Source organism: Bacteroides sp. MSB163 (assembly GCF_036416795.1).
In the GTDB taxonomy this organism is placed as follows: Bacteria; Bacteroidota; Bacteroidia; order Bacteroidales; family Bacteroidaceae; genus Bacteroides; species Bacteroides maternus.
In genome coordinates this window covers 4,748,626-4,771,642 of the sequence record NZ_CP143867.1, presented here as the reverse complement: position 1 = coordinate 4,771,642, position 23,017 = coordinate 4,748,626, and the positions used below count along the sequence as shown (strand labels likewise).

Here is a 23,017-nt window from a genome sequence, read left to right as displayed (position 1 = left end):
TTGGATTATTATGCTTTCACTTTCACAATGACTTTCTTCACACCGTCAGGAGAAATGCCGGGAGCATGTCCGTCTTGAGGGAAGAATATAGCAAACATTCCAGGTTTTACAGTGATATAAGTTTCAGCCAGTCCTTCGAAGAAAGTAATATCTTTCTCTGCATTGTAGGGAGCATCAGCCGGTACGCAATCTTTTCCTGCGGTATAGCCCATTACTTCCGCACCGGAGAGAGGAATCTGGATATCTATAAATTCATTGTGTGTTTCCAGTTTGGCTTGTTCTTTAGCTTTAGGGGTAGTTTGAGCTACGTTTACAACCAGGTCTTTACCTTTCAGTTCGGTTTTGCCAACTTCCATTGCGTTCAAGTCATGCGATTGCAAGAATTCAATAGCTTGGGCGAACAAGGGGTTCAACGATGCATATTTTTCTAAATTTTCTAATCTATCTACTACCATAGCTTTAATGTTTTAAGTTAGTTATATTATTATCAAATTTTATTCAAAGTCGTCAATCGTGTAGTTCAGGAAATCAGCAAAAGGTTTCATTTGCTTGAAGATTTCCGCCGTACGATCCACGCAATCGGATGCCAGAAAGAAGCTGTCCGGTTGATTGCAGTAACAGGTATATTCCTTGCATTTCAGATATTGTACATATTCAAAATCCTTTGGAAACCCTTTGGGAGCTGTTTTCAGGAAATCTTCGCCTATTACCGGGAAGTATTGCTTGAAATCCGGATTTTCAACTATACCGCGAAATTCGTCTATGTTATCATACACTGCCTGTCGCACGGCTTTCAACGTCTTAGGAGGCAGGCAATAGCTACCACCTGCCAACAGACAGTTGCCCGGTTCAATGTGAACATAGTAACCGCAGTGGTCTGATTTCTTACCGCGGGCGTTGATGTATCCGCCCAAATGAGTTTTATACGGGGTCTTGTCCTGCGAAAAGCGCGTATCACGATAAATCCGGTAAGTACAGTCTTTGACTTGAACGCCACGAATACTTTCATCGAAAAGCGAGATACGGGTAATTATAGCCGATAACAGGTTCTCAAATTCCCCACGGGCTTCTTCATATAAGTCCTTATGAGCATTGAACCATTCGCGGTTATTGTTAGCGGACACTTCTTTTAAGAATTGAAAAATAACAGGGATGTTCATATTGGTATTTTCCTTATTATCTGACAAAATTACGCATAATTTTCCTAACATGCTACAAAGAGGGACAAAAAAAGCATCGGCTCTGGTAAACCGATGCTCCTTACACATTTATCAATCAAACAGACGCTTCTGTTTTTGATGTACTTACTTATCACAAGCGGGTACAGTCTCCTTTAATTAATCTTATATCTAATACTATGAAAAACACAATAATATAACACGCCTCCACAGAAAAAGTTCGAAGGGGTATGTGTGTTTTTATCATTTGTTTATATCTTTGTAGAAAAATTATACGAACATATGGAATATAAGTATGATGAAGAAAGTGTGAATGCCTTGATGAAGTGGGCTGAGAACGCACAGTTACCCAAAGAGTTACAACTAAGTGAGGCCGAAAAAATTGTGAATCTTAGACAATACGTAGTGGCAAATATAAACGATATCAAAGCGCATTATCCGGATGAGTTTTACAATCCGGCCATTACGCGTCTGTACAGACTGAAGGAAAAACTGGAAGGAGAAAGAACCACGGAGTAACACAGAGTAATAAGGATTCTTTCGAATAAAGATTACTCTGTGGAACTCAGTGTTACTCCGTGGTGAAAATCTTATTATAACTTGATTTTCAATATCTTTCCACTATATCCTTCTACTGAAATTTCCGTAGCCTTATAAGGCAGCAAACTAATACTTTCCGTCTTTCCGGTTAGTAAATCTATCGCCGGATAAACATCCATCTGCGGTATTTGCAGGAAGTCAAAGGCATGAGAAGGCACATTGATAGCTACATCTACTGAAATGTGGTCAAAGTTCACGATAATGAACAATAACTCTTTCCCAGCTTTGCGCAAGAATGTGTATTGTTTATGCTCATTGAAGCGCCAGCCATTTGTGTTGGCATACATCAGATCGAAGAATTCTCCTTCAGTGATTGCTTTTTCTTTGTTGCAAAGCGTCAGGATGCGTTGGTAGATACTATAGATGTGTTTTTGGTCTTCCGTCAGCATCTTGCCATCGAACTTCCCACCATTCCGCCAGCGACGAATGGTGTCCACGCTCCAATAATCAAAAATAGTGGTACGCCCGTCTCTGCCACTGAAACCTTCGCTATCCATGCCCAGTTCACCGAATTCCTGCCCGAAATAAATCATCATCGGATTGGTATTCATACAAGCTGAAACAATCAATCCTGGAACGGCTTTACGCGGATTTCCAGCGAAGAAATCAGAAGCAATGCGCTGTTCGTCATGGTTCTCCAGGAAATTCAGCATTCGTTTCTCGATGTCACCCAGACTTTGCCAAGAACGAGTAATGGCCGTAGCCGAATCATAGCCGCAAATCACATTACGAAGCGTATCATAAAGCCCTACCTTATCATATAGATAATCAAATTTTCCGCGGAATAAGTAATTCTGATATTCTGCCGGATTATAAACCTCTGCAATGAATAACAAATCAGGATGCTTCTCTTTCACTTGTGGAATCACCCATTCCCAGAACTCAACCGGAACCATTTCCGCCATATCACAACGAAAACCGTCAATATTCTTGTCTGCCCAGAAAAGAAGGATATCCAGCATCTTTGTCCAGGTGTCCGGAGTGGGATTGAAGTGACAGGTTCCACCATTCTGATAGTCCACTCCATAATTCAGTTTCACGGTTTCGTACCAGTCGGTGATATTGGGATAAGCATCGAAACGATTGTTCCCCGTAGCCTTGGCAGGACATTCTTTATAAGGTTCCGCAGCCGATCCTTTCATATCAAACTGACCGTGCAATTCGGATTGAGGGATATAGTAAAAATTATTATATGGGCTGAAAGCGTAATTAGGATCATCATTTGCACCCAACTGTGAAGTTCCGTCAGGTTGTGCATCCGAATGATATTGGCGGGCAACGTGATTCGGAACAAAATCAATAATGACTTTCAGACCGCTACGATGAGTACGTTGTACCAGATTTTCAAATTCCTTCATACGTTCCTGTACATCGTTTGCCAAGTCCGGATCCACGTCATAATAATCCTTGATGGCATAAGGAGAGCCTGCTTTTCCCTTAACAATAGCCGGATGATCGGGACGTATGTTGTAACGGCGATAATCCGTTTGCGTGGCATGTTCTATGATACCGGTATACCAAATATGTGTGGCTCCCAACTTCTTTATTTCATTGAGTGCCTTGGCTGTAAAGTCCGCCATTTTACCGCATCCGTTTTCCGTTATGTTCCCGTTATTGATACAGTGATTATGATTGTTACCAAACAAGCGCGTAAACACTTGATAGATAATCATTTTTTCATCTTTCCCCATTCTATTTTTTATTTTATGATTTGATAATTACTTTCATCTTTCCAGATGGTTCCCTGATCCGCTTTCAACTGATCCAGAAGAGTGTTAGCGGCATTGTATCCCTGCATAAATATCTCTTCTGCTTTTTCCAGTTCGGTATTGCCGTATCCATCCAGATTATACGGTTCTATTAATAAATCCGCTTTTTCCCGTTCGGGGAACGTATTGGCACGGAACATGAAGTGGTAGGAACGCATGGCAATACTTACAATATTCATCTTATATTTGTTCGCCAGTAGCGGACTAACATTTACTGCCACCACTTTGCTACAAACACGCCGAATGGTAGATACAGGTAAGTTCATAAACACTCCACCATCTACATAATGCGTTCCTTCTATTTTTACAGGAGAGAAAAGGACAGGCATACAACATGAAGCCGCCACACGTTCGGCAATATCCCCTTTGTGGAAATGCACCACACGTCCGTGATCGAGGTCGGTTGCAGTGATGATGAGAGGTATTTGCAATTCTTCCATCGTCTTTGCTTTCAGATTGGTTTTCAGGAAATCAATAAATTCGCCTAACTCGAACAATCCCACTTTTGGTATGACTAATTTGGTCAGGTCCTGGAACTTATGCCCGGAGAAGTAATCCAGCACTTTATGCGGTTCGTTGCCGTCTGCATAAAACACGCCTGCCAAAGCCCCTGCGCTTACTCCCGAAAGGATATTAGGTTTGATGTCATGTTCCAACAATGACTGCATCACGCCCAGATGCGCGAAACCCTTGATAAAACCACCGCTCAAAGCATATCCTATAGGATATTTGTTCGTAAACCAATTATTTGATGTTGCCTCCATGTAAAAAATCTACCATATATTTGTTCGCCACGAAATTAGTGATTTTATTGTAGGTTGAAAGTAAAAAGGGAGAAAAATGTGCTAAGTATAGAGAAAAAGCAACGCCTGCCCCCAATTTATTCAATCGAAGACAGGCGTCAGTGGGAATCGGGAAAATATTTAATCAAAATCCGAAATCATCCACCTGAATTTCTTCCTGATGATTATCGGTGAAGGGTTTAGCCTCTTGCTGTACGGCATTTCCTTCGATATATACGGCGCGGAAGGGGCGGGCAGGGCAGACGTATTCACAACCGCCACAACCTACACAAATTTCCGTATCTATATGAGGAATTGTCAATCCGTCCTTGAAAGGAATCATCGACAGAGCTTGCGTAGGGCAATGTTCCGAACAAGCCCCACAACTGGTTCCGTCACGGTAGACGATGCAGTTCTCTTCGATGAAGACAACTTTACCCATCTGTGTCAGGTGTTTCTGCTCTTTCGTCAGTGGCAGGATAGCTCCATTCGGACAAATATCCCCGCATACGGTACAATCAAAATTACAGAAACCCTTTTCAAAGAAAACGGTCGGTTGCATCATTCCCCCTAAACCATACTCCATAAAAGCAGGCTTCAGTACATGAGAAGGACATTTACTGACACACAGGTGGCACGAGGTGCAATGTGCCTGAAAATGTTCCAGACTGATAGATCCCGGCGGTGTTATAGGTGTCTGACGTTTATCACTTTTCATTCCAGCTACCGCAGCTGCTACGTTCTGGGCTTGTGCCATTACTTTGGGAGTTGCAGCGGCAGTTGTTAGCCCGGCAAGTAAAAAACGGCGTTTGGAAGCGTCAGTCACCTGTTTCTCTGTTTTGAGGGGAGTGGTATAACTAAGTGCGTTCTGGCGACATGCACCTAAACAATCGAAACAATCTACGCAACGACTGTAGTCAATAATCTGTTCCGGGCTATTAATACATGAGGCCTTGCATTTAGTGGCACACAGTCCGCAATGATTGCATTTTTCTGTATCGATGCGTACTTTAAACAGTGAGAAGCGGCTCAGAAAGCCAAGCAGCGTACCTACCGGGCATATTGTGTTGCACCAAGTACGTCCGTATTTCCATGCCAGAAAGCCAATCACCAAGAACGTCAACAGTCCGATAATAAAGGACGAGATACTCAGGAGAGAAGCGTCCACCTGATAGAAAGTATAGTTATTGAAACTTGAAAATATGCTTTCCAGCAAATTGTTTCCTAACATATACACAGGTTTAAACACATTGACCGTCATACGTCCGAAAGCGCTGTAAGGATCGAGCAGACCCAAAATAACCGTAAATCCGAAAAGAAAAGCTATAGCCGTTACCCCCAACACTCCCCAGCGCAGTATATTCCTGGCAGGCGAGTAGCGGAAACGTTTCTTTTTCTTTGCCGTCTTTTTAGAAATCCAGGTCACTATATCCTGAAAGATACCCATCGGGCAAATTGTAGAGCAATAGATACGTCCCAATAACAAGGTAATCAGTATCAGCACTGCCAGGATGATAAAACTGAGAGATATCAATGCCGGTACAAACTGTATATGCGCCAGTCTGTGGAAACTATTTGGCAATATTTCCGCAAAATCCAGAAAATAAAAAGTTATCAGCCCGAAGATAACAACGGACAGTATAATACGTGCTTTTCTCAACATAAGTGTGTATACTTTATATAGCTTGAATTAAAGCCTGATACGCTTCACATTCAGCTTATCCAAATCCATTGTTCCAATCTTCAATGCCTGCCCGTTAGCAAGGTGAGCTACACTTTCAAGCGGCATTTCGCGAACCTGGTTAAAGAATTTGGTGGCAGCCGTATCTACGGCCACGATATCCTGTGAAATAAATAATCCTTTGGTCAATACCACATCCGAAGCAGAACGTCCGCGCGGGCCATTCGTTTTCAAAACGCGATAGGCATCCACCACATTCAGTACTGCTTTCTTATCCATTGTGCAGATATCGGCAATACATTGCTGCAAGTCGTTGGAATGGAAGAAACCGCGATCCCAAACAATACCCATGTGGTTCTTCATGGAAATCGTCAGATTGGCACCTCCATGGTTTTTCAGGATGGGCACATTGATCCATACATCACTGTTCAGAATAGCTTCGTGTACCTTGGCACTTTTCATGCGTACGCCTTTGGGCAATGAGACTGGTTTGTAGTAGCTTTCCAGATGAGCCGGCATAACCTTGGCACCCGCAGCTTTGGCAGCTTCTTCAATGCCACTGTTCTTGTAGCACTTCTGCCAGTCATCGCAAGTATGATCAAAAACCGTAACCTCCTTGGCACCTGCGGCAAGACATTGCTTCACAATTTCCGCAACGAGCTTCGGATTCGTATTACCGGCCAATTCGGGTACTTTATCCCAACCGATATTCGGTTTAACCACTACCTTTTGTCCCGGTTTTATAAACTGTTTCATGCCACCCATTTCTGTAATAGCACGCCTGAACATCGCTTCCGGTTCTCCACCCATCACAGCTACCAGATCCACCTTACCGCCGCCAGCATTTGTCAGCTTTTGCGCCAGTATGTCCATTGCTTCGGAACGTTGTACGGTCATCACCGCACCCGTTACCGCCAGAGTCTTTAAGAAATCCCTTCTATCCATAGGCCCTTCAGATTATTAATCTATTAATTATCAATTGTTCATAGTATCCACGAGAACTTAAAACACGTCTCGTCAAACAAGGCATAATCTGCCGTACCATTGACTGCGAATGTTTTTATCAGACGTGCGTCTTTTAGTAATTCGCACGCCAGGCGAATGGTAGATCCTGTCTTAATACGGTCATCTACCAATAAGATGCTTTTATTTTTAAAATCAAAGTCAACCGGAGCGAGCAACTGGGGTACATCGTACTTCGGATGCTGGTATTCATCTCGCAAATTGATACGTAGCAGATGCACTTCTTTTTGCAATCGCTGGTTGATGATACCTGCCGGAACGATACCGCCATTAGCAATAGCCACGATCATATCAAAATCATCGCGGAATTCAATTGTGCGGAAGCGTTCCAGCACTTCTTCCATTGTTTTTGCCATATTGTTATGGGAGATAGTCTATTATTAAAGTTTGGAAATAGCTTTCAGCAGAGCGTAACCACCGAACCATTGGATCAGCATACCCGGCATGCCAATACGGAAATCTTGTACGGCCAGGAAGAAGTTACCACATATAGCCCATTCAAAAGCAGTGCCTATCACCTGGTAAGTAAGAATCACACTAAGCAATGCAACTAAGGATATCTTCTTTGTATATCGCGCAGCAAATGCAGCTGCTCCTGCAAGTAAACCGGATTTTATCAGCAACACAGGCAATGCAGCGGCAGCGGGCATACCAAACAGTAAATGATTAATCAACGGAGAAAGTAAAGCCGTAAGCAGTCCTACACGGAAACCGAATTTATAGGCGGCAATCAATGTAAAGAAATAGATAGGCAGCAAAGTCGGTCCGCCCGCAGGAACCAGATGACAAAGCTGCGGCAATGCTATATTTCCTGCAACAAATAAGAATGCAAACAAATAGGTCTTCACGTTACTGAACGACAAAGAGTAGAGTTTAGCAGATGTTTCCATTATTCAATGATTAGATTTTAATTTGTTATTATTATGTTTCTTCAAGATACAAAAGTAGGAGATGAGCGCTCATTTTGTTTGAAGATTTGTCTCAATCCTTACAGGTTTTGTATCGGTACGTTTATATTAAGACTCTTTCGGACGGAAAAGGTTTAAATCTTCACCAATTCATATTGCATATTGCCCAATCCGATCTTTTCCGCATGGCGCAATCCAGCCAGCCAGTCCGTATCCGGGTGCATCATGTGGAACTTGTCATGGCCACACAAATCATCGTGCTCATGTCCGGCGGAAAGGCGGTTGCCCGTGTGCAGTATAGGAGCTTGTATGACCATATCCGCGCATGCTTTATCCAGAGCCACAGGGTCTGTAGAAGCCAGAATACCGAGGTCGGGTACAATGGCGGCATCATTATGATTCCAACAGTCACATTCCGGAGATACGTTCATTATAAAACTGATGTGGAAGTTGGGCTTATTTTTCACTACGGCCAGTGAATATTCGGCAATCTTATAGTTTAAGCGTTCGGACGTATCTTCATCGCCCATAATGGCGCCGTCATACTGGCACAAGGCGACACATTGTCCGCAACCTACGCATTTCGCATAATCTATTTCTGCTTTGCGTCTTGCATTCAGATGTACAGCATCGTGTGCACAGTGCTTCACGCAGATATTACAGCCGATACAACTTTCCGTATCTATTTTGGGTTGAGAGGCTGAATGTAGTTCCAGTTTTCCGGCTACGCTGGCACAACCCATGCCCAAATTCTTTAAAGCTCCGCCAAAACCTGCCTGTTCGTGCCCTTTAAAGTGATTCATACTGATGATAATATCCGCATCGACTATGGCAGTACCAATCTTGGGGGCGGCACAGTACTCACCGTTTAAGGGAATTTCCCGGCAATCCGTACCTTTCAATCCATCTCCGATGATGACCTGGCATTGGGCGGATATAGGATTATAACCATTTTCCATTGCGCTTTGCAGATGATCGACGGCATTGGCACGACGGCCTGAATATAGTGTGTTACAGTCCGTCAAGAAAGGTTTTGCACCATTGTTGCGCAATAGGTTTGCCATGCGAGCTGCATAATTCGGACGAAGATAAGCAAGGTTTCCCGGCTCACCGAAGTGAATCTTGATAGCGACAAAACTGTCTTTTAAGGGTAGTTGTTCAATACCTGCCCGCTTTACCAAGCGCTCCATCTTATCCAGAAGATTGGAAGTAGGAGAGGTACGCAGGTCTGTGTAGTAGACTTTTGATGTTTCCATATTATCTATTTATAGTTATAATATGTGCAAAAATAAGAGATATTATCCATATAAATAGGTATGGAAACAAAAAAAGTAGCGAAAGAACTTCGCTACTTTAATTTGGCATTATTCTAACGGATCATCCTCTATACCACCGTCACCTCCTTGGTTGCCACCGCTACCGTTACCACCGGAACTGCTTCCGTCCGTATGATCTGTATCGATGGGAATGGCGCAGGTTACACTCATTTCTCTCAAAGTACGTTGGAAAATTTTCCCCGGAGTGAATACAATACGCTTGCGTACTATATTACTAGCCGTTACACCTTCCGCTGTATCCGCACTTTTGGCCTTAATGGTGGGGCGAAAGATGCCGAATTCTCCCAATTGAACACTTTTTCCGTCATCAATATCCTCCGCCATTATATCAACCAAACCGCTGACTACTAAATCTACTACCTTTCGGTGGATTCCGCAAAGTCGACTAACTTTTGCACACATTTTACTAAAACTCATCTGTCCCGAACGCACAGATTTCGCTACATACTTCTCTGCCTTTGTGTCGTCAAAGCCAAACACTCTTTTGGTCACTATACTCTAAAGCCATAATAATTAAAGTTTAATTGGTTAAAAAAATAAGGTTCACTTGCCATCATTTATTTCTGATGACATTGCAAAGATAGGATGTAGTATGGGAAGTATTGTGCTCTTTTGATGCCTTGGAGTGGGTTTTTCTGAGAAAAGTTATAAATGGATGATTTAAAGCGCTTTGTGAAAATCGATAGAACTTGCTTTTTCTTATAACTTTTAAAGATAAGAGCGAGATACTTTTCTTTATTATCAATTGACTCCAAAACTATACTTAAATCATAAGCTTTTTCAGAAAGTAGAAATATTCTGCGGTTTTTGTCATGCCATTTTAAGAATTACACCTTCAATATATAATGGTTTATTCTCCCAAGCGGAAATCGCTAACATTATCGTGAGACAAAGAAATTTCTTCAAAACGACTTGTGCAGCTGCCTTTTTGAGGACACTGGCTACTGATACCCAAATAAATGTTATTTGGATAATAATTCTTGTATAGACGAACCATATTCCATTTTTTCTTGTCAATGGAATAATAGCTGGCAATGGTTTTTGTATCAGATGAAATTTTCAGGTAAACAGATGAAACATCTAATTTGTCATGATTATTGTCATCGGATGTTCCTTGTGTTCTTACTGTAACAATACGGTGGTTACCATATTCATCCTGTTCAAATGCCAGTTTCTGCCAAAGTGAATCACAAGAATATACAAAAAGGTCGGCTGCATTATACAATCCCTCTGTTGTGAACTCCGGAGTAACCTTGGCTATTAACGTAAAAGGTTTCGTGTTCTCAACGGGGACAAGCAGAATAGGAAGCGTTGTATTTGACAGTTTTCCATTCGGGTCACTGAAGAAATCCAGTCCTTCGGCACAATGGAATTCCAATGCGCCATCATCAAGCAGTTTCACGCAATTTTCAGCTCCATTGATAGCATTAGTGAAAGTGATGTTTCCCGCACTGATTTTGCAATCTGTAACTTTGTTTACAACTGTTTTGTTCATTGTTTGTTGAGACTCGTCTTGCTTAGCAGAATTGTTGGATTGGCAAGAAGCCAATATGATGCTTCCTGCAAGAATTACTTGATAAATAGTATTACTTTTCATTGCTTAATTGATTATGAATGATTATTTTTTTTCGCAAAAATAGTCTGTTTCGGCCATTCACACAATGGTGAAAAATAACCAAATTCATAATGGAACAATAAACAGTTTTGGGATAGATTCGGAACTCGATCAGAAAGCCACTTCCACGAATTACGTAAATAACAAATCAGATAAGCTTTGATTATCAGAAGTATAAAAAAAGAATTATTTGTGTAATTCGTGTAATTTGTGTTCTAAGCGTTATTTTGATACCCTCTTTAGATTTTATTTTCTGTATTCTTAGGATATCAAAACCGGAGTCCGTACATGAAGATTTCCTTTTTTCATCTTTTCCTTATTTTATGTTTTTTATTTGATGATTCCGATTCGGCGAAGCCAAGCCTCCGTATCGTTGGCACTGCCTAGCATATCAATACCCTGTATCATCGGGTGGGCTGGGAATAGATATCCGCAATATTTCAGTAAAGCATTTAAGTGTATCATAGGATGTTCACCGAATGAATACAAGACATCGTAATTAAATATCTCATCACGAATAAGTGATATACAGCACATGAATCATTCTGATTACACAAAAAGTCCGGTTAGTTGAGGAAAAATTAGCTTATGGGGATGTTTTAATCTTATACTAAGATAGAATTAATTCTATAAGTATCCTGAAGTTTTTTAACTCTAAGAAAAAGTATAATAGTATTATAACATTTACAGCATTATGAATTTAGACGAAGTCCTCCATTATCGTCGCTCTGTGCGAGCCTACGATAAAACGAAACTGATAGATCCGGAAAGAATAAAACATTATCTGGAATTGGCAACATTAGCTCCCAACAGCTCGGATATGCAGTTATGGGAGTTTTATCATATCACTCAGCCCGAATTGCTGGCAAAGGTTTCAAGAGCTTGTCTCGATCAGAAAGCCACTTCCACAGCTTCACAAATAGTTGTTTTCGTGGTACGGCGTGATTGGTACAGGAAGCATGCGCGGTTTGTACTTGACTTCGAACGGGAGAATATCCGGCGTTACAGTCCGAAAGAGCGTCAGGCCAAACGCATCAAAGACCGGGAATTATACTATGGCAAATTGATGCCGTTTGTTTATGCCCGTTTCTTTGGATTTTTGGGATTATTCAGAAAACTATTGGTTAACATCATCAGCATTTTTCGCCCGATGATGCTTGAAGTTTCCGAAAATGATATGCGCGTGACTGCCCATAAATCTTGTGCACTCGCTGCCCAAACGTTTATGATTGCTATGGCAAACGAAGGATATGACACTTGTCCTTTGGAAGGTTTGGATAGCCGTCGGCTAAAAAGGATACTGAAATTGCCTCGTGGTGCTGAAATAAACATGGTTATCCCCTGTGGAATACGGGACGGAAATAAAGGAATCTGGGGAGAACGGTGCAGAGTACCGTTTGATGGAGTTTATCGTAGAATCTAAAGCAGTTCTTTGGGATTCCAAACCATGCACACATCAGCACGTGAATGTGCTGATATGCAGTATGTCTATAAGTGAGTAGTGAATGAGCCCTAATAGTGGAAATATCTGGGAGGTCTTACGGACACCTAAGTATATACTTCTTTGGGTGGTTGAAATAAGATTTGTAGTGAGAAGTCAGCCGAAGCCTATAAATATCAATGCGATACATGGATTATTTCAAATTACTACTATATTTAATCTATCAATTTTAGAAATAAATCTGGAAGAGTATCGGCTAAACCTTCAACTAAATTCTTGTATCTATAATAGATATAAGGAAATGATTTATCTTTTGTACTTAATGGCGGATATTTGTATACTTGATTCATTATAGGAGCAGCGTAGCTTAATTTGTAGGTACTAAACTGACTTGCAATTATACGAGCACTGCTTTGATCTCGCGTGTTAGCAACTTTGTGCATTAAACGCTGATATTCTTTATGTTTCGTCCAATCTTTGTTAAGTGGAAGATCTGGAAAAGAAATAACTTCGACTTCTTTGAGTATAAAATCTGTAGAGTTTTGTGACCAAGTTATAATAAACAAGCGTAATCCAGATTGAACTCTTAATATCTCTTGCGATTGCCAACGTCTTACATCATTATCATATTGAATATAACCCTGCTGGTTAATTCGTGTATGTTTTCCCAAGAAAAAATCATTATTGCAATGCATGGCAACTTCAGTGTTATTTGCATTCTGAAATTCTAGTATTGCAATTGGCTGAGAATATTGATTTGAAACAAAACAATCTATATTTGTAGGCCAAGCACATCCTGCACGTCTAAGAGCTTTATCAAAATAAGGTAAATCTTCACGTTCACGATATGGTTTTGTCGATCTCCAACCCTTAATTGTAGAGATCCAATCAGAGAAGGCATGATATGTATTGTATGAAACAATGAATTTACATGTGATAAGATCAGAAATAGTATACACCCATACGGCTTCTTTTTCGTTGCAATATAATACATATGTCAATGGGCAATTGAAGGTATTTGCGAAGTTAATTTTTCGCTGTAGGACTTCGGATGTCTCTAATAATATTATTTCAGAAAGAACATCTGTTTCAAGAGATTCACCTGGAACAAAGTCCACTCTCGCACGTTCGAATAAATGTGTGACAACGTTGTTGTTGTTTTCGTTACATCCTTCAATGGCATCAAAGAAGAGGCCGGTCTTTTCGATTAGTATTTTCTTTGCCCAATTGGTAGCATCACTTCGTTCAGAAGTTTCCTTACGGTAATTTATAAATGCCATAATAAATTTGATTAGGTATTAATTAATTGTTTGCATCACATCCAGTAGATGCTCATAGCTGTCTACATCATGATATTTAACATTCTCAGTAGATATTTCATTGAAGAGTTTCTTGGCACAATTAATCTTAGCTTTCTCTATTGCACGAAGTTCCATTGAATCCATTGTTCCTTTAGTTTCTGCAATGAAAAAAATATGCTTCACAGTGCCTTTTTTGAATGCTATTGCCCAATCTGGAGAATAGTTACCTACTGGTGTAGGAATATGAAAACCCTTTGGTAGTTTTGCGTATACCGCAACTTCCTCTGCACTTTCAAGACTTTGACAAAAAGTTTTTTCTATACTATCTTTTGCAGTTCCATCAGTGAACACATAATCTGTAATATGACGTTTTGCACGAATAGCTTTATCATAACCTGCACTATGTTTTTCTGCTGTAAAAATAGAGCTATCATATTTACCTTCAATACGGTTATACGAAATATGCTCAATAATTATAGTCGCTTTTTGAGCTTTAATTAGATTAATAACCTTCGTAATGAATTCTTCCGGATTAATCGCAAACATCATTTTTTTCTCTGGAGTTAATTTCCCCAAAATACGACTAGCTGTTATTCGTGTTAAGGTAGCTCCTTTGGCAATATCACCAATCAAATCATAAGGTGTTGTACATGCATGTGCATTTCTCAATTGTGAAAGTGAAGAGCCCCCACTAAATGTCGTTCCACTCTTAATTTGCAACTGAGATATTGTTTCATTTTGTTGTCCAGTTGTTATGCTATATCTTACTTGTGCAACATGCAAATCTTTATTGATTGCCTCAGATGCATTCTTAATCAATTCTTCACTGTCAAAACTTACAGTATATGCATACTTATGATTAATCTTTTTCCATAAATCCTGAAATTCTTTTTTATAAAAGTTTTCGTTAAGTGGGTTATCTTCAATTGTAGTATTGTGACCATTTTCAAACATACCATCCAAAGCATGCTCATCAAAAATAGATTGAATGAGTTTGTGAACCGGCTCTTCCATATCACGGAGTTTTTTGGGTAATGGTTCTAATGTTCCACTTATAGTAGCTTTGTGATATTCTTCTGTAATACCACCTTTAGAATCGATATAGTCGTTGTCTACAAGGTAAGAAATAATACTTGCCGCCTGTTGATCATCAATTGTGATAATATTTTCGCCAACCTTTAGTATTTTACCCTTAAAATATTCTGTAGTCGCTTTAGTTGGACGGTCATAAAGAACGTCTCTTGTCTCTTTTTGTAAATCGGTCACAAACGTAGTATAACTTTCGCTTGCAATTACAGTGAGTTTGTTAATTTCGTGAACTAGATCTTCACCTATAGTCTGTGCATCCATACGGGTTCCTGAGCTGTTCACTGCAAGGCGTAATCCTCGTCCAACTTCTTGACGCTTAGTTGTTGCACTATCGGAATGTTTGAGAGTACAGATCTGGAAAACATTTGGATTGTCCCATCCTTCACGTAATGCAGAATGAGAAAATATGAAGCGTGTTGGTTCATCAAAACTTAACAGACGCTCTTTATTTTTTAAGATAAGATCATATGCAGAAATGTCATCTGAAATGTCTGAGCCTTTTTTCAATTCACTGTTAACACTATGCCCTTTCTTATCAACGCTAAAGTATCCACGATGAATATCATGAGTATCAAAGCGACAAAGATATATCTGATAGTCATCCTTTTCAGCTTCATCACCACTTGAACCAAATAATCTAAGTTTATCATTAAGTATATTATTATACTCCTCTTCAAAGATTTTTCCATATTCTCCAAGAAATTCCTCTCCATCTTCATCATATTGACGATACATTGAAACATGATCTATGAAGAAAAGTGAAAGTGTCTTTATGCCTTTATGGAATAACGCCTCCTCCTTTTCGAAATGAGATTGAATTGTCTCACGAATTTGAATACGGCGCATATCCTTTTCAGAGATGTCACCAACGACATCTCCTGTCTTCATTGTTTCTCCATTTACAAATTCAATTGTGTTAATATCAGGATCGATATTATTTATTGTATATCCATTCTTGTACTGTTGTAACCCATTTGATGCTAAATACAAGTTATCTCTTATACTCAAAAGCTTAGTTTTTCGAGTAACACCATTTGCTTGGCGCACTTCGATTTCTAATTTTGCCATAGGAGGTTTATTACTTGAAACAACAATCTTTTCAAAGAAAATATATCGATCAGTACCTCGAAGATTGTGTATTTCAAAACCCTTTACTTGGATTTTTTTTACAAGTTTTTTGTTGTATGCATCAAGAGCATCAAGAACGTACACCTCATTGTGATGATTTTTATGAGTAGCCGAGTAGTTGATCAAAAAAAGAGGGTTAAAATTCTTGATTCCTGTTTGGGTAGCAGCACCTCCCATTTTTTGTGGCTCATCTAAAATTACAATTGGACGATTTACCTTGATAACATCTATAGGACGACGACTATTAAACTCATCACGTTTTGAGTATATAATACGACTTTCTTTATTCTTTGCATCCTTTTTCATTGAGGTGGCAAATGCTTGGGTATTTATAATCATCACATTTATTCCTGCATCACTTGAGAATTTATCTAATGCATTCAAGTTACTACTATTGTAAATGAAAAATCTTGCTTTCTTGCCATAATGTTCCATGAAATGCTCAACAGTCATTTCCATAGACTTCTTTACACCTTCACGTATAGCAATGCTAGGTACTACTACGATAAATTTACTCCATCCGTACTGCTTATTTAACTCAAACATGGTCTTCACATACACGTAAGTTTTACCTGTACCTGTTTCCATTTCAACATCCAAAGATACACGCCCTATGTCTGAAAATAGTTTTGACGACTTATATATATTCTGCTGAGCTTGAATTGTATTAATGTTCTCAAGTAGTTGCTGATCAGATAAAACTATATCTGCATTACGATATCCAGCTGCATCCAGCTGCTCTTCAGCATCTGATACATCAATACTATCTCCCAAATCATTAAAATGCAACTGGAGAGCTTGAATTTCTTCTTTAGAAACTGTCTTTACCTTTTTCCCAAAATCTCTCGCATAGATAGTGTTATCACTGGTCTCGTCGAATTTTGGTTGGCCAGCAAAAACACCAACGATGCTTTCAACAGCGTCAGTTTGATATGGTTGTATCTTAAAATTAAATTTCATTTCTTTCATTATTTAATATACCTTAAGATGGGTATCAGGGCTATATGACTTAAATAACTGTTCAAAGTTAACAGCAACACTATCGTTTGCCATACAATTATCTCGCATTACAAAATAATATGGTTTGCTTTGAGCTATTTCAGAAATAACTTCATCAGTAACTCCCGGTTCAAAACAAGCCATCATATAACCATCTGCAACTGAATATACAGTTTTACCATGAATAATAGTTGTCTCAATTTTACTTGAGAGAGGACAATCTAATTCCAACATAGCCTGAAATAATAAATCATCAGCTGTTCTGTCTAGTTTTACATTATCAACAGTAGATTCAAATAAGTTCTGTGCAACATAATCGTTAGGAGTATACCATACTTGCTGCATGTTACTTGAATCTAGTTTTAACACACGAAAACCAGCATCAAACGAAGCATTGGGGTATGTTTCTTTTAGCATCTTAGATGCTTGTCGTATACGTTCTTTTCCTATCTCACAAATATTTTTGAAACCTGCCTTACTTGCTGGTTCAGTAGGCTCCTGCAACTGTACCATGATAAACTTTTTATGAGTACCATTTTTTGCATTCATCTCCATTACAGCATGAGCAGTTGTTGCAGAGCCAGAGAAGAAGTCCAAGATAACACAATCATCATCTGGTGCTGCAAAACCAATAATACGACTTAATAAAAGAACAGATTTTGGATTATCAAATATTTTTTTGCCACCAAGCAATTGTTCTAGTTGCTTGGTTGAAGCTCTACCATCTTCGTAATATATACTTTTAAACTGTTCTTTAACAGTCTCAATTCGCTTTTTAACGTGAGGTTGTGTTGTTTCATCTTTTCCCCACTCAATATCACCAACCTTATCGTAATCCCAGAAAGTTTTTTCAGTCCAGCGCCAACCAAATGCAGGCTTCACACACGGTTTACCAGTAACAGGGTGAATGATATCAAATGTATAACCACCAGGTTTTGTATTAGATGAATTTGTGGAATTACTGTACACACCACGTTCATCCACATTGTTGTAATGAGATACTCCCTTTAAATCTATCTCATTGGCTTTTATCCATTGGCGTAATTGTTTCTGCTGTTCAGCAATGTCAGTGGTTTTATGCTTTATCAATTTATATTGCTCATTAATCTTTTGAGCTTTGTCAGACTCAATAAACCATGGGGTAAGGAAATTCACATCCTTTGCAAAACAAAGAATGTACTCATGCTCTGTTGATATTTGACGAGGGTTGTTATCTGTAGCCGATTGCCAAATAATTTCACCAACAAAATTTGTTGATCCAAATAGTTCATTACAAATCTTTTTCAAATTCTCAACCTCATTCTGGTCAATACTAATAAATATTACACCGTCTTTTGTAAGTAGATTGCGAGCAATCTTTAAACGAGAATACATCATATTAAGCCAGTCAGTATGGAAGCGTCCATTAGACTCCATATTTGGAGATAGCTGATTTCCATCTTCATCATATTGGCCGGAACGCAACATATATTCTGATGTAGTCTGAGAAAATTTGTCTGAATACACGAATTCTTTACCTGTATTATAAGGTGGATCTATATAAATCAGTTTGACTGCATCCAAATAATTCTCTTGCAGGAGTTTAAGAACTTCAAGATTGTCACCTTCTATATAAAGATTTTCGGTTGTATTAAAGTCTCCATAGCTTTCTTTTATACAAGGGCGAAGCGTATTCGTACTTGGAGCATTTGCAGCAAGAATAGCTTTTCTTTTGTCTGGCCAAGTGAACTGGTAACGTTCATCTCTACCTTCTACGACACATGTAGAAATCTCTTGCATCAGTATGTCTTTATCAATAGCTCTAACTAGGTTACCATTGATATCAATAGTTTCCGTCACAGCATTTGGAAACAGTGCAGCGAGTTTTGTGAAGTTCTCATCTGCCTGATTCTTTGTTTGCATTCTTAGTTTATTCATATATGTCTTAAAAAATTATTTAATAAAGTTCGGAAAGTTGGTGAAGTGAATATAAAATTCACACTATCCACCTTCTCCAACTCCTCTTCTAATGCTTCGTTGTAAGGATCTTACCGCATTTTTCGGAATAGAACAACTGGGGAAATACATACCGGTCAATTCGGAGAAAGAAAGAATCAGTTTTGCCATTTGGTAAGGTTTTAGGTTTAATATTAAAATTCAGTTTTTAAAAGCTCTACAAAGATACTACATCAGAAAGACGAAGTCAAGTATTTGGGTTGGTTTTTCCGACTTTTATTTTTTCATTTTTTATTCTTCTCATTTTTCTGAGATAACATCTTGTATATTCGTTTTTTTTATAAATTTGCCTAACTTACAACGTAACAAAAAACAATATGCGACACTCTTGTATTTCCTTTCTCAGTATTTCTCTTTTTCTTCTCACGGCTTGCTCCGGAGAAAAAGGTTCACATGATCAGGTTTCTACAGTCAATATAGATAAAGGCGTCGAACACTTTGATGCGGACTACACTTCGGCACAATATCAGTCTCTTTTCAAAAATCCGAAAACGATCCGGCTGGAAACGAATGATAAATGCCTGTTGAGTGCTAATGCGTATCTGCTTAATGTGACTCCAAAGTACATAGTTATCGGAGATAAGACGAGTTTTTATTTCTTTAATGCCGAAAACGGTTCTTTTCTTTCTGTGATGGATAGGAAGGGAAATGGACCTGAAGAATATGCCGACATCTTTTCCCGCTTTTTTGATGAAGAAAAAGAGTTGATTTATGTTGCAACTCCTAATAAGACTAAATTATATAAGCCGGACGGGACTTTCGTCAGCGAATACCCCAAAGATAGTATATCCAACTTTATAGGTGTATCCAACGGATATTGGGGAACCTACAAAAGAGAGTATCAGAAATCGCACTTAGTAGCCTTCTTTGATAAGGACTGGAACATGAAACAATCTTTCTTTCCTTTCGATGCTGAATCGGTAATGGGTTTTTCAGGTGGGTATATCGTGCCCAGATTCAGAGACGGAAACGACCAAGTGTGTATTGTGATTAATGATACGCTGTATGCCAGCAGAAAGGAAAAACTCATTCCCGTTGTAGCCATCAATCAGGGCAGACTGAAGATGCCGACAGATTTGAATGGCGATCTTGAGCGTATGCTTACGGAAGGGAAATATTGCATCAAGGCGGAAAATGCTTTATTGGTGAATGACCTGTTATTTTATGATTTCTTCTGGAATGAGAGCAGGCATTATACACTATGGGATACAAATAGCGGGGAATTGCTGACTCATTCGGAAAAAGGATACGCCATGCCTTATAATGAGAAAGCAATTGTAAATACTCCTGTTTCCCTTATCCGGAACAACAAGGCATATACATTACTTTCTATTGATAAATTGGCTCAATATGGCTTAGCCAGTGAGGAGGATGACTCGAATCCTACATTGCTCTGTGTGGATTTAGAAAACTGAAATATAGTGTCCTGCGAGTCCAACCTCGAATAATCTCTACAATACCAGATACATACTTTACACTCTGCGGAGTTTTATAGTATGATTATAACAAATAGAATATACCGTACATCATTACGAAATTAAATCCCGAATGTGCCGCAATTGCTCCCCAAAGTGAATCACAATATAGCTTGCATCTGAAAAATACCTGGCTGACTATAAACATTGAAAACACCCAAAGCAAAGCAGGAATCGGCAAGAAGCACCATGTTTCCAATGTATAAACGATCCCAAAATGAGCTACATGCGTTAATGCAAAAGCCAGTGAATCAAAGTATGAAGCCTTTGTCTCTCCGAACTTAGGGACAAAGCACCCGTGAATAATGCCTCGATACAGGAATTCTTCGCCTATCGGACTAAATATCATGCTTGGAATAACAGCGATTGTGAAGTACAACAATTTATCATCTCCTGTTATACCACTGCTGGGATTATTTCCCCCGATATATACAAATGCGTTTTCGACAGATTGTCCATACAGAAAAGAAAATAAACCGAATATGGCCAAGCAAATAACTCCGCCAGACAGGAAAGAAACTCCTATTCTCCACCAATGCGCGGGACGTTTAAGCCCTATGCCTTTCCGACCATACTTTGTAAGAAGAATGAACGGGATAATCCACATGCTTAAAAATACGAACATAACAGTGCCGTAACTTCTGTCTACATAAGATTGTAGAACGATTATAAAACGGGGTATTCCGAATAACAATATGAGAAATACGCCTAATTTCCAATTAAATTGAAAATGATTGCCCCAGAATTTCTTTAGATACCGATCCATAGCAGTAGAATTTATAGATTACACTTCTTTTGAAAGAATGCTCGTAAAATTACAAAATAAATTGAAAGGACAATCCGCTTTTACATTTTACATGCCCACCTTTTCTTTTATCCGTAATATTGGTTATATATTCTGTAATTTATATACCTGCATACTGGATAATACTCCGTAATTTTGTATCATTGCAATATGCTTCCCGAATCGAAGCGTTTGCTACGGAAAAGTAATCTATATCACGTCCTGCCTTAAGCTCCAAGTCGGTGAACCTGGCGGACTATGATAGTGTTTATATAGGTTTTCCCATCTGGTGGAATTTAGCTCCGAGAATCATTAATACTTTTATAGAAAGTGGTGATTTTTCAGGTAAGACGGTTATTCTGTTTGCCACATCGGGCGGAAGCAGTATCTCCAATTCCGAAAAAGAGTTGCAGAAGACTTATTCCAACCTGAAGTGGCAGAAAGGCAAACTGCTGAACGGTGCAACCAAAGAAGACATTAAACAATGGACTAAAAAATAAATTAGTATGAGAAAGAATTACGGAGCAAAACCCTTTTCCTATCCGCAGCCGGTGTTTATCATCGCTGCTTATGATGAAAATGGACTTCCAAACGCTATGAATGCGGCTTGGGGCGGTATCAGTGAGATGAAAGAGATCAGTATTTGCATCAGCGAAGGACACAAGACCACTGCGAATATCCTGAAGCGCAAAGCATTTACAGTAAGTATGGCGGAAGTGGGGCAAGTTGTTGCCTGCGATTACGTAGGTATTGTTTCCGGCAATAAGGTAACGGACAAATTCGCCCGTGCAGGCTTCCATGCTACCCGTTCGGAGTTCGTGGATGCTCCGCTGATTGACGAACTGTCCGTAGCGGTGGAGTGCAAACTGAAAGATTACAATCCCGAAACCTGCATCTTACGTGGAGAGATCGTAAATGTAAGTGTAGACGAGCGTGTACTTGATGAAAACGGAAAAGTAGATGCTTCTAAAGTAGCTCCCATCATCTTCGATCCGTTTAACAACGACTATCTGAAGGTGGGCGAAAAGGTGGGTAAGGCTTTTTCGAATGGCAAGGCATTGAAATGATTCTAAAATCAGTCCTTCACAGAAAATATTCCTCAAAGTATAGCTTAAATACTTTGAGGAATACAGATCAATGATACATTGTGATAGTTCTGTTAAACTACTTCATTATCAATTTGTTTAATCACCCTGCAAGGATTTCCTACGGCTACGCAGTTGTCAGGAATAGAGTGGGTTACTATACTGCCGGCACCTATGACACTGTTTTTCCCGATTGTCACTCCCGGTAGGATTATTGCACCACCACCAATCCACGCTCCATCATTTATTCTCACGGGGAGTGCATAGGTTTTGCAAATACCTTCTCCTGCTTCCCAATCCGCCACGACTCTTTCTTGTAATTTGGTAGAGTGGGTAGCCGTGTATATCTGTACATTGGACGCTATCAACACATTGTCGCCTATCTCGATGATGTTGTTGTCTACAAACGTACAGTTCATATTGATGATAACCTGGTCACCGATGAAAATATGCTTCCCGTATTCGCAATGGAAATCAATATCGATGTGAACATGTTCTCCCATCTTGCCGAACAAATCATGAAAGATTCGCTTTCTCTGTTCCGTGTCGGCATAGTCCGTTTCATTTAGCCGCTTCAACAATCTTTTAGCATTCAGCGTCATATCTGCCAATACTTTGTCACCGCCATTAAACGGTTCTCCGGCTAAGCACTTTTCTAATTCTGTTTTCATATATTGAGATCTACTAATTTTTAGAGCATTCAAGTCATTACGGAGATGACTTACTCATCATATTAATGTGCCAAAGATAAGAAAAAGATACTTTTCGCCATAGTTTTACCTTTTTTTTCCAAAAAAACGCCTTTTCAGACATTCACGTACCGGTTC

General features: G+C 39.4%; 20 protein-coding genes and 2 pseudogenes. 5 read left to right on the top strand and 17 right to left on the bottom strand.

What is annotated here, in order from left to right; genetic code table 11:
* Positions 1–8: 8 nt before the first annotated feature.
* Positions 9–455 carry a NanQ anomerase/TabA/YiaL family protein gene (locus tag VYM24_RS18340; protein ID WP_007214042.1) on the bottom strand — a complete coding sequence of 149 codons (447 nt, stop codon included), beginning with the start codon at positions 453–455 and terminating at the stop codon, positions 9–11.
* Between the two features lie 39 nt (positions 456–494).
* Positions 495–1,160, bottom strand: coding sequence for a DUF2461 domain-containing protein (locus VYM24_RS18335; RefSeq protein ID WP_022210103.1), 666 nt, complete (start codon positions 1,158–1,160; stop codon positions 495–497).
* A 300-nt stretch (positions 1,161–1,460) separates the two neighbouring features.
* Here VYM24_RS18335 and VYM24_RS18330 point away from each other — a divergent pair, with 300 nt between their 5' ends.
* On the top strand, positions 1,461–1,697 hold the full coding sequence (locus VYM24_RS18330; RefSeq protein ID WP_288531808.1) for a DUF6965 family protein: 237 nt from the start codon (positions 1,461–1,463) through the stop codon (positions 1,695–1,697).
* Positions 1,698–1,771: 74 nt separating this feature from the next.
* On the opposite strand, the gene VYM24_RS18325 is transcribed toward VYM24_RS18330, so the two are convergent.
* From VYM24_RS18325 to VYM24_RS18280, 10 genes and pseudogenes are all read right to left on the bottom strand, one after another.
* A complete protein-coding gene (locus VYM24_RS18325; protein WP_330940586.1) occupies positions 1,772–3,469 on the bottom strand; it encodes an alpha-amylase family protein in 1,698 nt (565 codons plus the stop codon).
* 8 nt (positions 3,470–3,477) lie between these two features.
* Positions 3,478–4,311: a patatin-like phospholipase family protein gene (locus VYM24_RS18320; protein ID WP_330940585.1), complete on the bottom strand. Its 834-nt coding sequence runs from the start codon at positions 4,309–4,311 to the stop codon at positions 3,478–3,480.
* Between the two features lie 163 nt (positions 4,312–4,474).
* Positions 4,475–5,992, bottom strand: a complete 1,518-nt coding sequence (locus VYM24_RS18315) for a 4Fe-4S binding protein (protein ID WP_299095676.1) — start codon at positions 5,990–5,992, stop codon at positions 4,475–4,477.
* Positions 5,993–6,019: 27 nt separating this feature from the next.
* The gene (locus VYM24_RS18310) at positions 6,020–6,955 is read right to left on the bottom strand and encodes a DUF362 domain-containing protein (protein WP_044271144.1); all 936 of its coding nucleotides are present in this window, start codon (positions 6,953–6,955) and stop codon (positions 6,020–6,022) included.
* Positions 6,956–6,993: 38 nt separating this feature from the next.
* Positions 6,994–7,389, bottom strand: a complete 396-nt coding sequence (locus tag VYM24_RS18305; RefSeq protein WP_291549208.1) for a phosphoribosyltransferase — start codon at positions 7,387–7,389, stop codon at positions 6,994–6,996.
* 24 nt (positions 7,390–7,413) lie between these two features.
* On the bottom strand, positions 7,414–7,923 hold the full coding sequence (locus tag VYM24_RS18300; protein ID WP_291549207.1) for an ECF transporter S component: 510 nt from the start codon (positions 7,921–7,923) through the stop codon (positions 7,414–7,416).
* Positions 7,924–8,075: 152 nt separating this feature from the next.
* Positions 8,076–9,197: a DUF362 domain-containing protein gene (locus VYM24_RS18295; RefSeq protein ID WP_299095683.1), complete on the bottom strand. Its 1,122-nt coding sequence runs from the start codon at positions 9,195–9,197 to the stop codon at positions 8,076–8,078.
* Positions 9,198–9,305: 108 nt separating this feature from the next.
* A pseudogene (locus tag VYM24_RS18290) lies at positions 9,306–9,786 on the bottom strand (HU family DNA-binding protein).
* Positions 9,787–10,128: 342 nt separating this feature from the next.
* A complete protein-coding gene (locus tag VYM24_RS18285; RefSeq protein WP_291549205.1) occupies positions 10,129–10,875 on the bottom strand; it encodes a DUF1349 domain-containing protein in 747 nt (248 codons plus the stop codon).
* A 348-nt stretch (positions 10,876–11,223) separates the two neighbouring features.
* Positions 11,224–11,358 (bottom strand): hypothetical protein, encoded by a 135-nt coding sequence (locus VYM24_RS18280; protein WP_330940584.1) that lies wholly within the window; start codon positions 11,356–11,358, stop codon positions 11,224–11,226.
* A gap of 229 nt (positions 11,359–11,587) precedes the next feature.
* Between VYM24_RS18280 and VYM24_RS18275 the strand changes: the two genes are divergently transcribed.
* A complete protein-coding gene (locus VYM24_RS18275; protein ID WP_299095691.1) occupies positions 11,588–12,316 on the top strand; it encodes a nitroreductase family protein in 729 nt (242 codons plus the stop codon).
* Between the two features lie 233 nt (positions 12,317–12,549).
* Here the strand turns inward: VYM24_RS18275 and VYM24_RS18270 are convergent, their stop codons facing one another.
* The 3 genes from VYM24_RS18270 to VYM24_RS18260 are packed head-to-tail and all read right to left on the bottom strand — an operon-like array spanning position 12,550 to position 18,768.
* Positions 12,550–13,614, bottom strand: a complete 1,065-nt coding sequence (locus tag VYM24_RS18270; RefSeq protein ID WP_299095694.1) for a hypothetical protein — start codon at positions 13,612–13,614, stop codon at positions 12,550–12,552.
* An 18-nt stretch (positions 13,615–13,632) separates the two neighbouring features.
* Positions 13,633–16,821 (bottom strand): type III restriction-modification system endonuclease, encoded by a 3,189-nt coding sequence (locus tag VYM24_RS18265; protein WP_299095697.1) that lies wholly within the window; start codon positions 16,819–16,821, stop codon positions 13,633–13,635.
* 3 nt (positions 16,822–16,824) lie between these two features.
* Positions 16,825–18,768, bottom strand: a complete 1,944-nt coding sequence (locus VYM24_RS18260) for a site-specific DNA-methyltransferase (RefSeq protein WP_330940583.1) — start codon at positions 18,766–18,768, stop codon at positions 16,825–16,827.
* Positions 18,769–19,163: 395 nt separating this feature from the next.
* On the opposite strand from VYM24_RS18260, the gene VYM24_RS18255 reads away from it, so the two are divergent.
* Entirely contained in the window at positions 19,164–20,261 is a 1,098-nt protein-coding gene (locus VYM24_RS18255) for a 6-bladed beta-propeller (protein WP_299095703.1), read from the top strand.
* An 85-nt stretch (positions 20,262–20,346) separates the two neighbouring features.
* Here VYM24_RS18255 and VYM24_RS18250 read toward each other — a convergent pair whose 3' ends face one another.
* On the bottom strand, positions 20,347–20,946 hold the full coding sequence (locus VYM24_RS18250; RefSeq protein WP_330940582.1) for a CPBP family intramembrane glutamic endopeptidase: 600 nt from the start codon (positions 20,944–20,946) through the stop codon (positions 20,347–20,349).
* A 368-nt stretch (positions 20,947–21,314) separates the two neighbouring features.
* On the opposite strand from VYM24_RS18250, the pseudogene VYM24_RS18245 reads away from it, so the two are divergent.
* A pseudogene (locus tag VYM24_RS18245) lies at positions 21,315–21,605 on the top strand (flavodoxin); the annotation flags it as partial.
* A 6-nt stretch (positions 21,606–21,611) separates the two neighbouring features.
* Positions 21,612–22,172, top strand: coding sequence for a flavin reductase family protein (locus VYM24_RS18240; RefSeq protein ID WP_330940581.1), 561 nt, complete (start codon positions 21,612–21,614; stop codon positions 22,170–22,172).
* Positions 22,173–22,264: 92 nt separating this feature from the next.
* On the opposite strand, the gene VYM24_RS18235 is transcribed toward VYM24_RS18240, so the two are convergent.
* Positions 22,265–22,861, bottom strand: a complete 597-nt coding sequence (locus tag VYM24_RS18235; RefSeq protein WP_029428045.1) for a sugar O-acetyltransferase — start codon at positions 22,859–22,861, stop codon at positions 22,265–22,267.
* Between the last annotated feature and the right edge of the window lie 156 nt (positions 22,862–23,017).

Coding starts and splice junctions, on each gene's coding strand:
- VYM24_RS18340 (WP_007214042.1), bottom strand. CDS start 455: ATGGTAGTAGATAGATTAGAAAATTTAGAAAAATATGCATCGTTGAAC.
- VYM24_RS18335 (WP_022210103.1), bottom strand. CDS start 1,160: ATGAACATCCCTGTTATTTTTCAATTCTTAAAAGAAGTGTCCGCTAAC.
- VYM24_RS18330 (WP_288531808.1), top strand. CDS start 1,461: ATGGAATATAAGTATGATGAAGAAAGTGTGAATGCCTTGATGAAGTGG.
- VYM24_RS18325 (WP_330940586.1), bottom strand. CDS start 3,469: ATGGGGAAAGATGAAAAAATGATTATCTATCAAGTGTTTACGCGCTTG.
- VYM24_RS18320 (WP_330940585.1), bottom strand. CDS start 4,311: ATGGAGGCAACATCAAATAATTGGTTTACGAACAAATATCCTATAGGA.
- VYM24_RS18315 (WP_299095676.1), bottom strand. CDS start 5,992: ATGTTGAGAAAAGCACGTATTATACTGTCCGTTGTTATCTTCGGGCTG.
- VYM24_RS18310 (WP_044271144.1), bottom strand. CDS start 6,955: ATGGATAGAAGGGATTTCTTAAAGACTCTGGCGGTAACGGGTGCGGTG.
- VYM24_RS18305 (WP_291549208.1), bottom strand. CDS start 7,389: ATGGCAAAAACAATGGAAGAAGTGCTGGAACGCTTCCGCACAATTGAA.
- VYM24_RS18300 (WP_291549207.1), bottom strand. CDS start 7,923: ATGGAAACATCTGCTAAACTCTACTCTTTGTCGTTCAGTAACGTGAAG.
- VYM24_RS18295 (WP_299095683.1), bottom strand. CDS start 9,197: ATGGAAACATCAAAAGTCTACTACACAGACCTGCGTACCTCTCCTACT.
- VYM24_RS18285 (WP_291549205.1), bottom strand. CDS start 10,875: ATGAAAAGTAATACTATTTATCAAGTAATTCTTGCAGGAAGCATCATA.
- VYM24_RS18280 (WP_330940584.1), bottom strand. CDS start 11,358: ATGATACACTTAAATGCTTTACTGAAATATTGCGGATATCTATTCCCA.
- VYM24_RS18275 (WP_299095691.1), top strand. CDS start 11,588: ATGAATTTAGACGAAGTCCTCCATTATCGTCGCTCTGTGCGAGCCTAC.
- VYM24_RS18270 (WP_299095694.1), bottom strand. CDS start 13,614: ATGGCATTTATAAATTACCGTAAGGAAACTTCTGAACGAAGTGATGCT.
- VYM24_RS18265 (WP_299095697.1), bottom strand. CDS start 16,821: ATGAAAGAAATGAAATTTAATTTTAAGATACAACCATATCAAACTGAC.
- VYM24_RS18260 (WP_330940583.1), bottom strand. CDS start 18,768: ATGAATAAACTAAGAATGCAAACAAAGAATCAGGCAGATGAGAACTTC.
- VYM24_RS18255 (WP_299095703.1), top strand. CDS start 19,164: ATGCGACACTCTTGTATTTCCTTTCTCAGTATTTCTCTTTTTCTTCTC.
- VYM24_RS18250 (WP_330940582.1), bottom strand. CDS start 20,946: ATGTTCGTATTTTTAAGCATGTGGATTATCCCGTTCATTCTTCTTACA.
- VYM24_RS18240 (WP_330940581.1), top strand. CDS start 21,612: ATGAGAAAGAATTACGGAGCAAAACCCTTTTCCTATCCGCAGCCGGTG.
- VYM24_RS18235 (WP_029428045.1), bottom strand. CDS start 22,861: ATGAAAACAGAATTAGAAAAGTGCTTAGCCGGAGAACCGTTTAATGGC.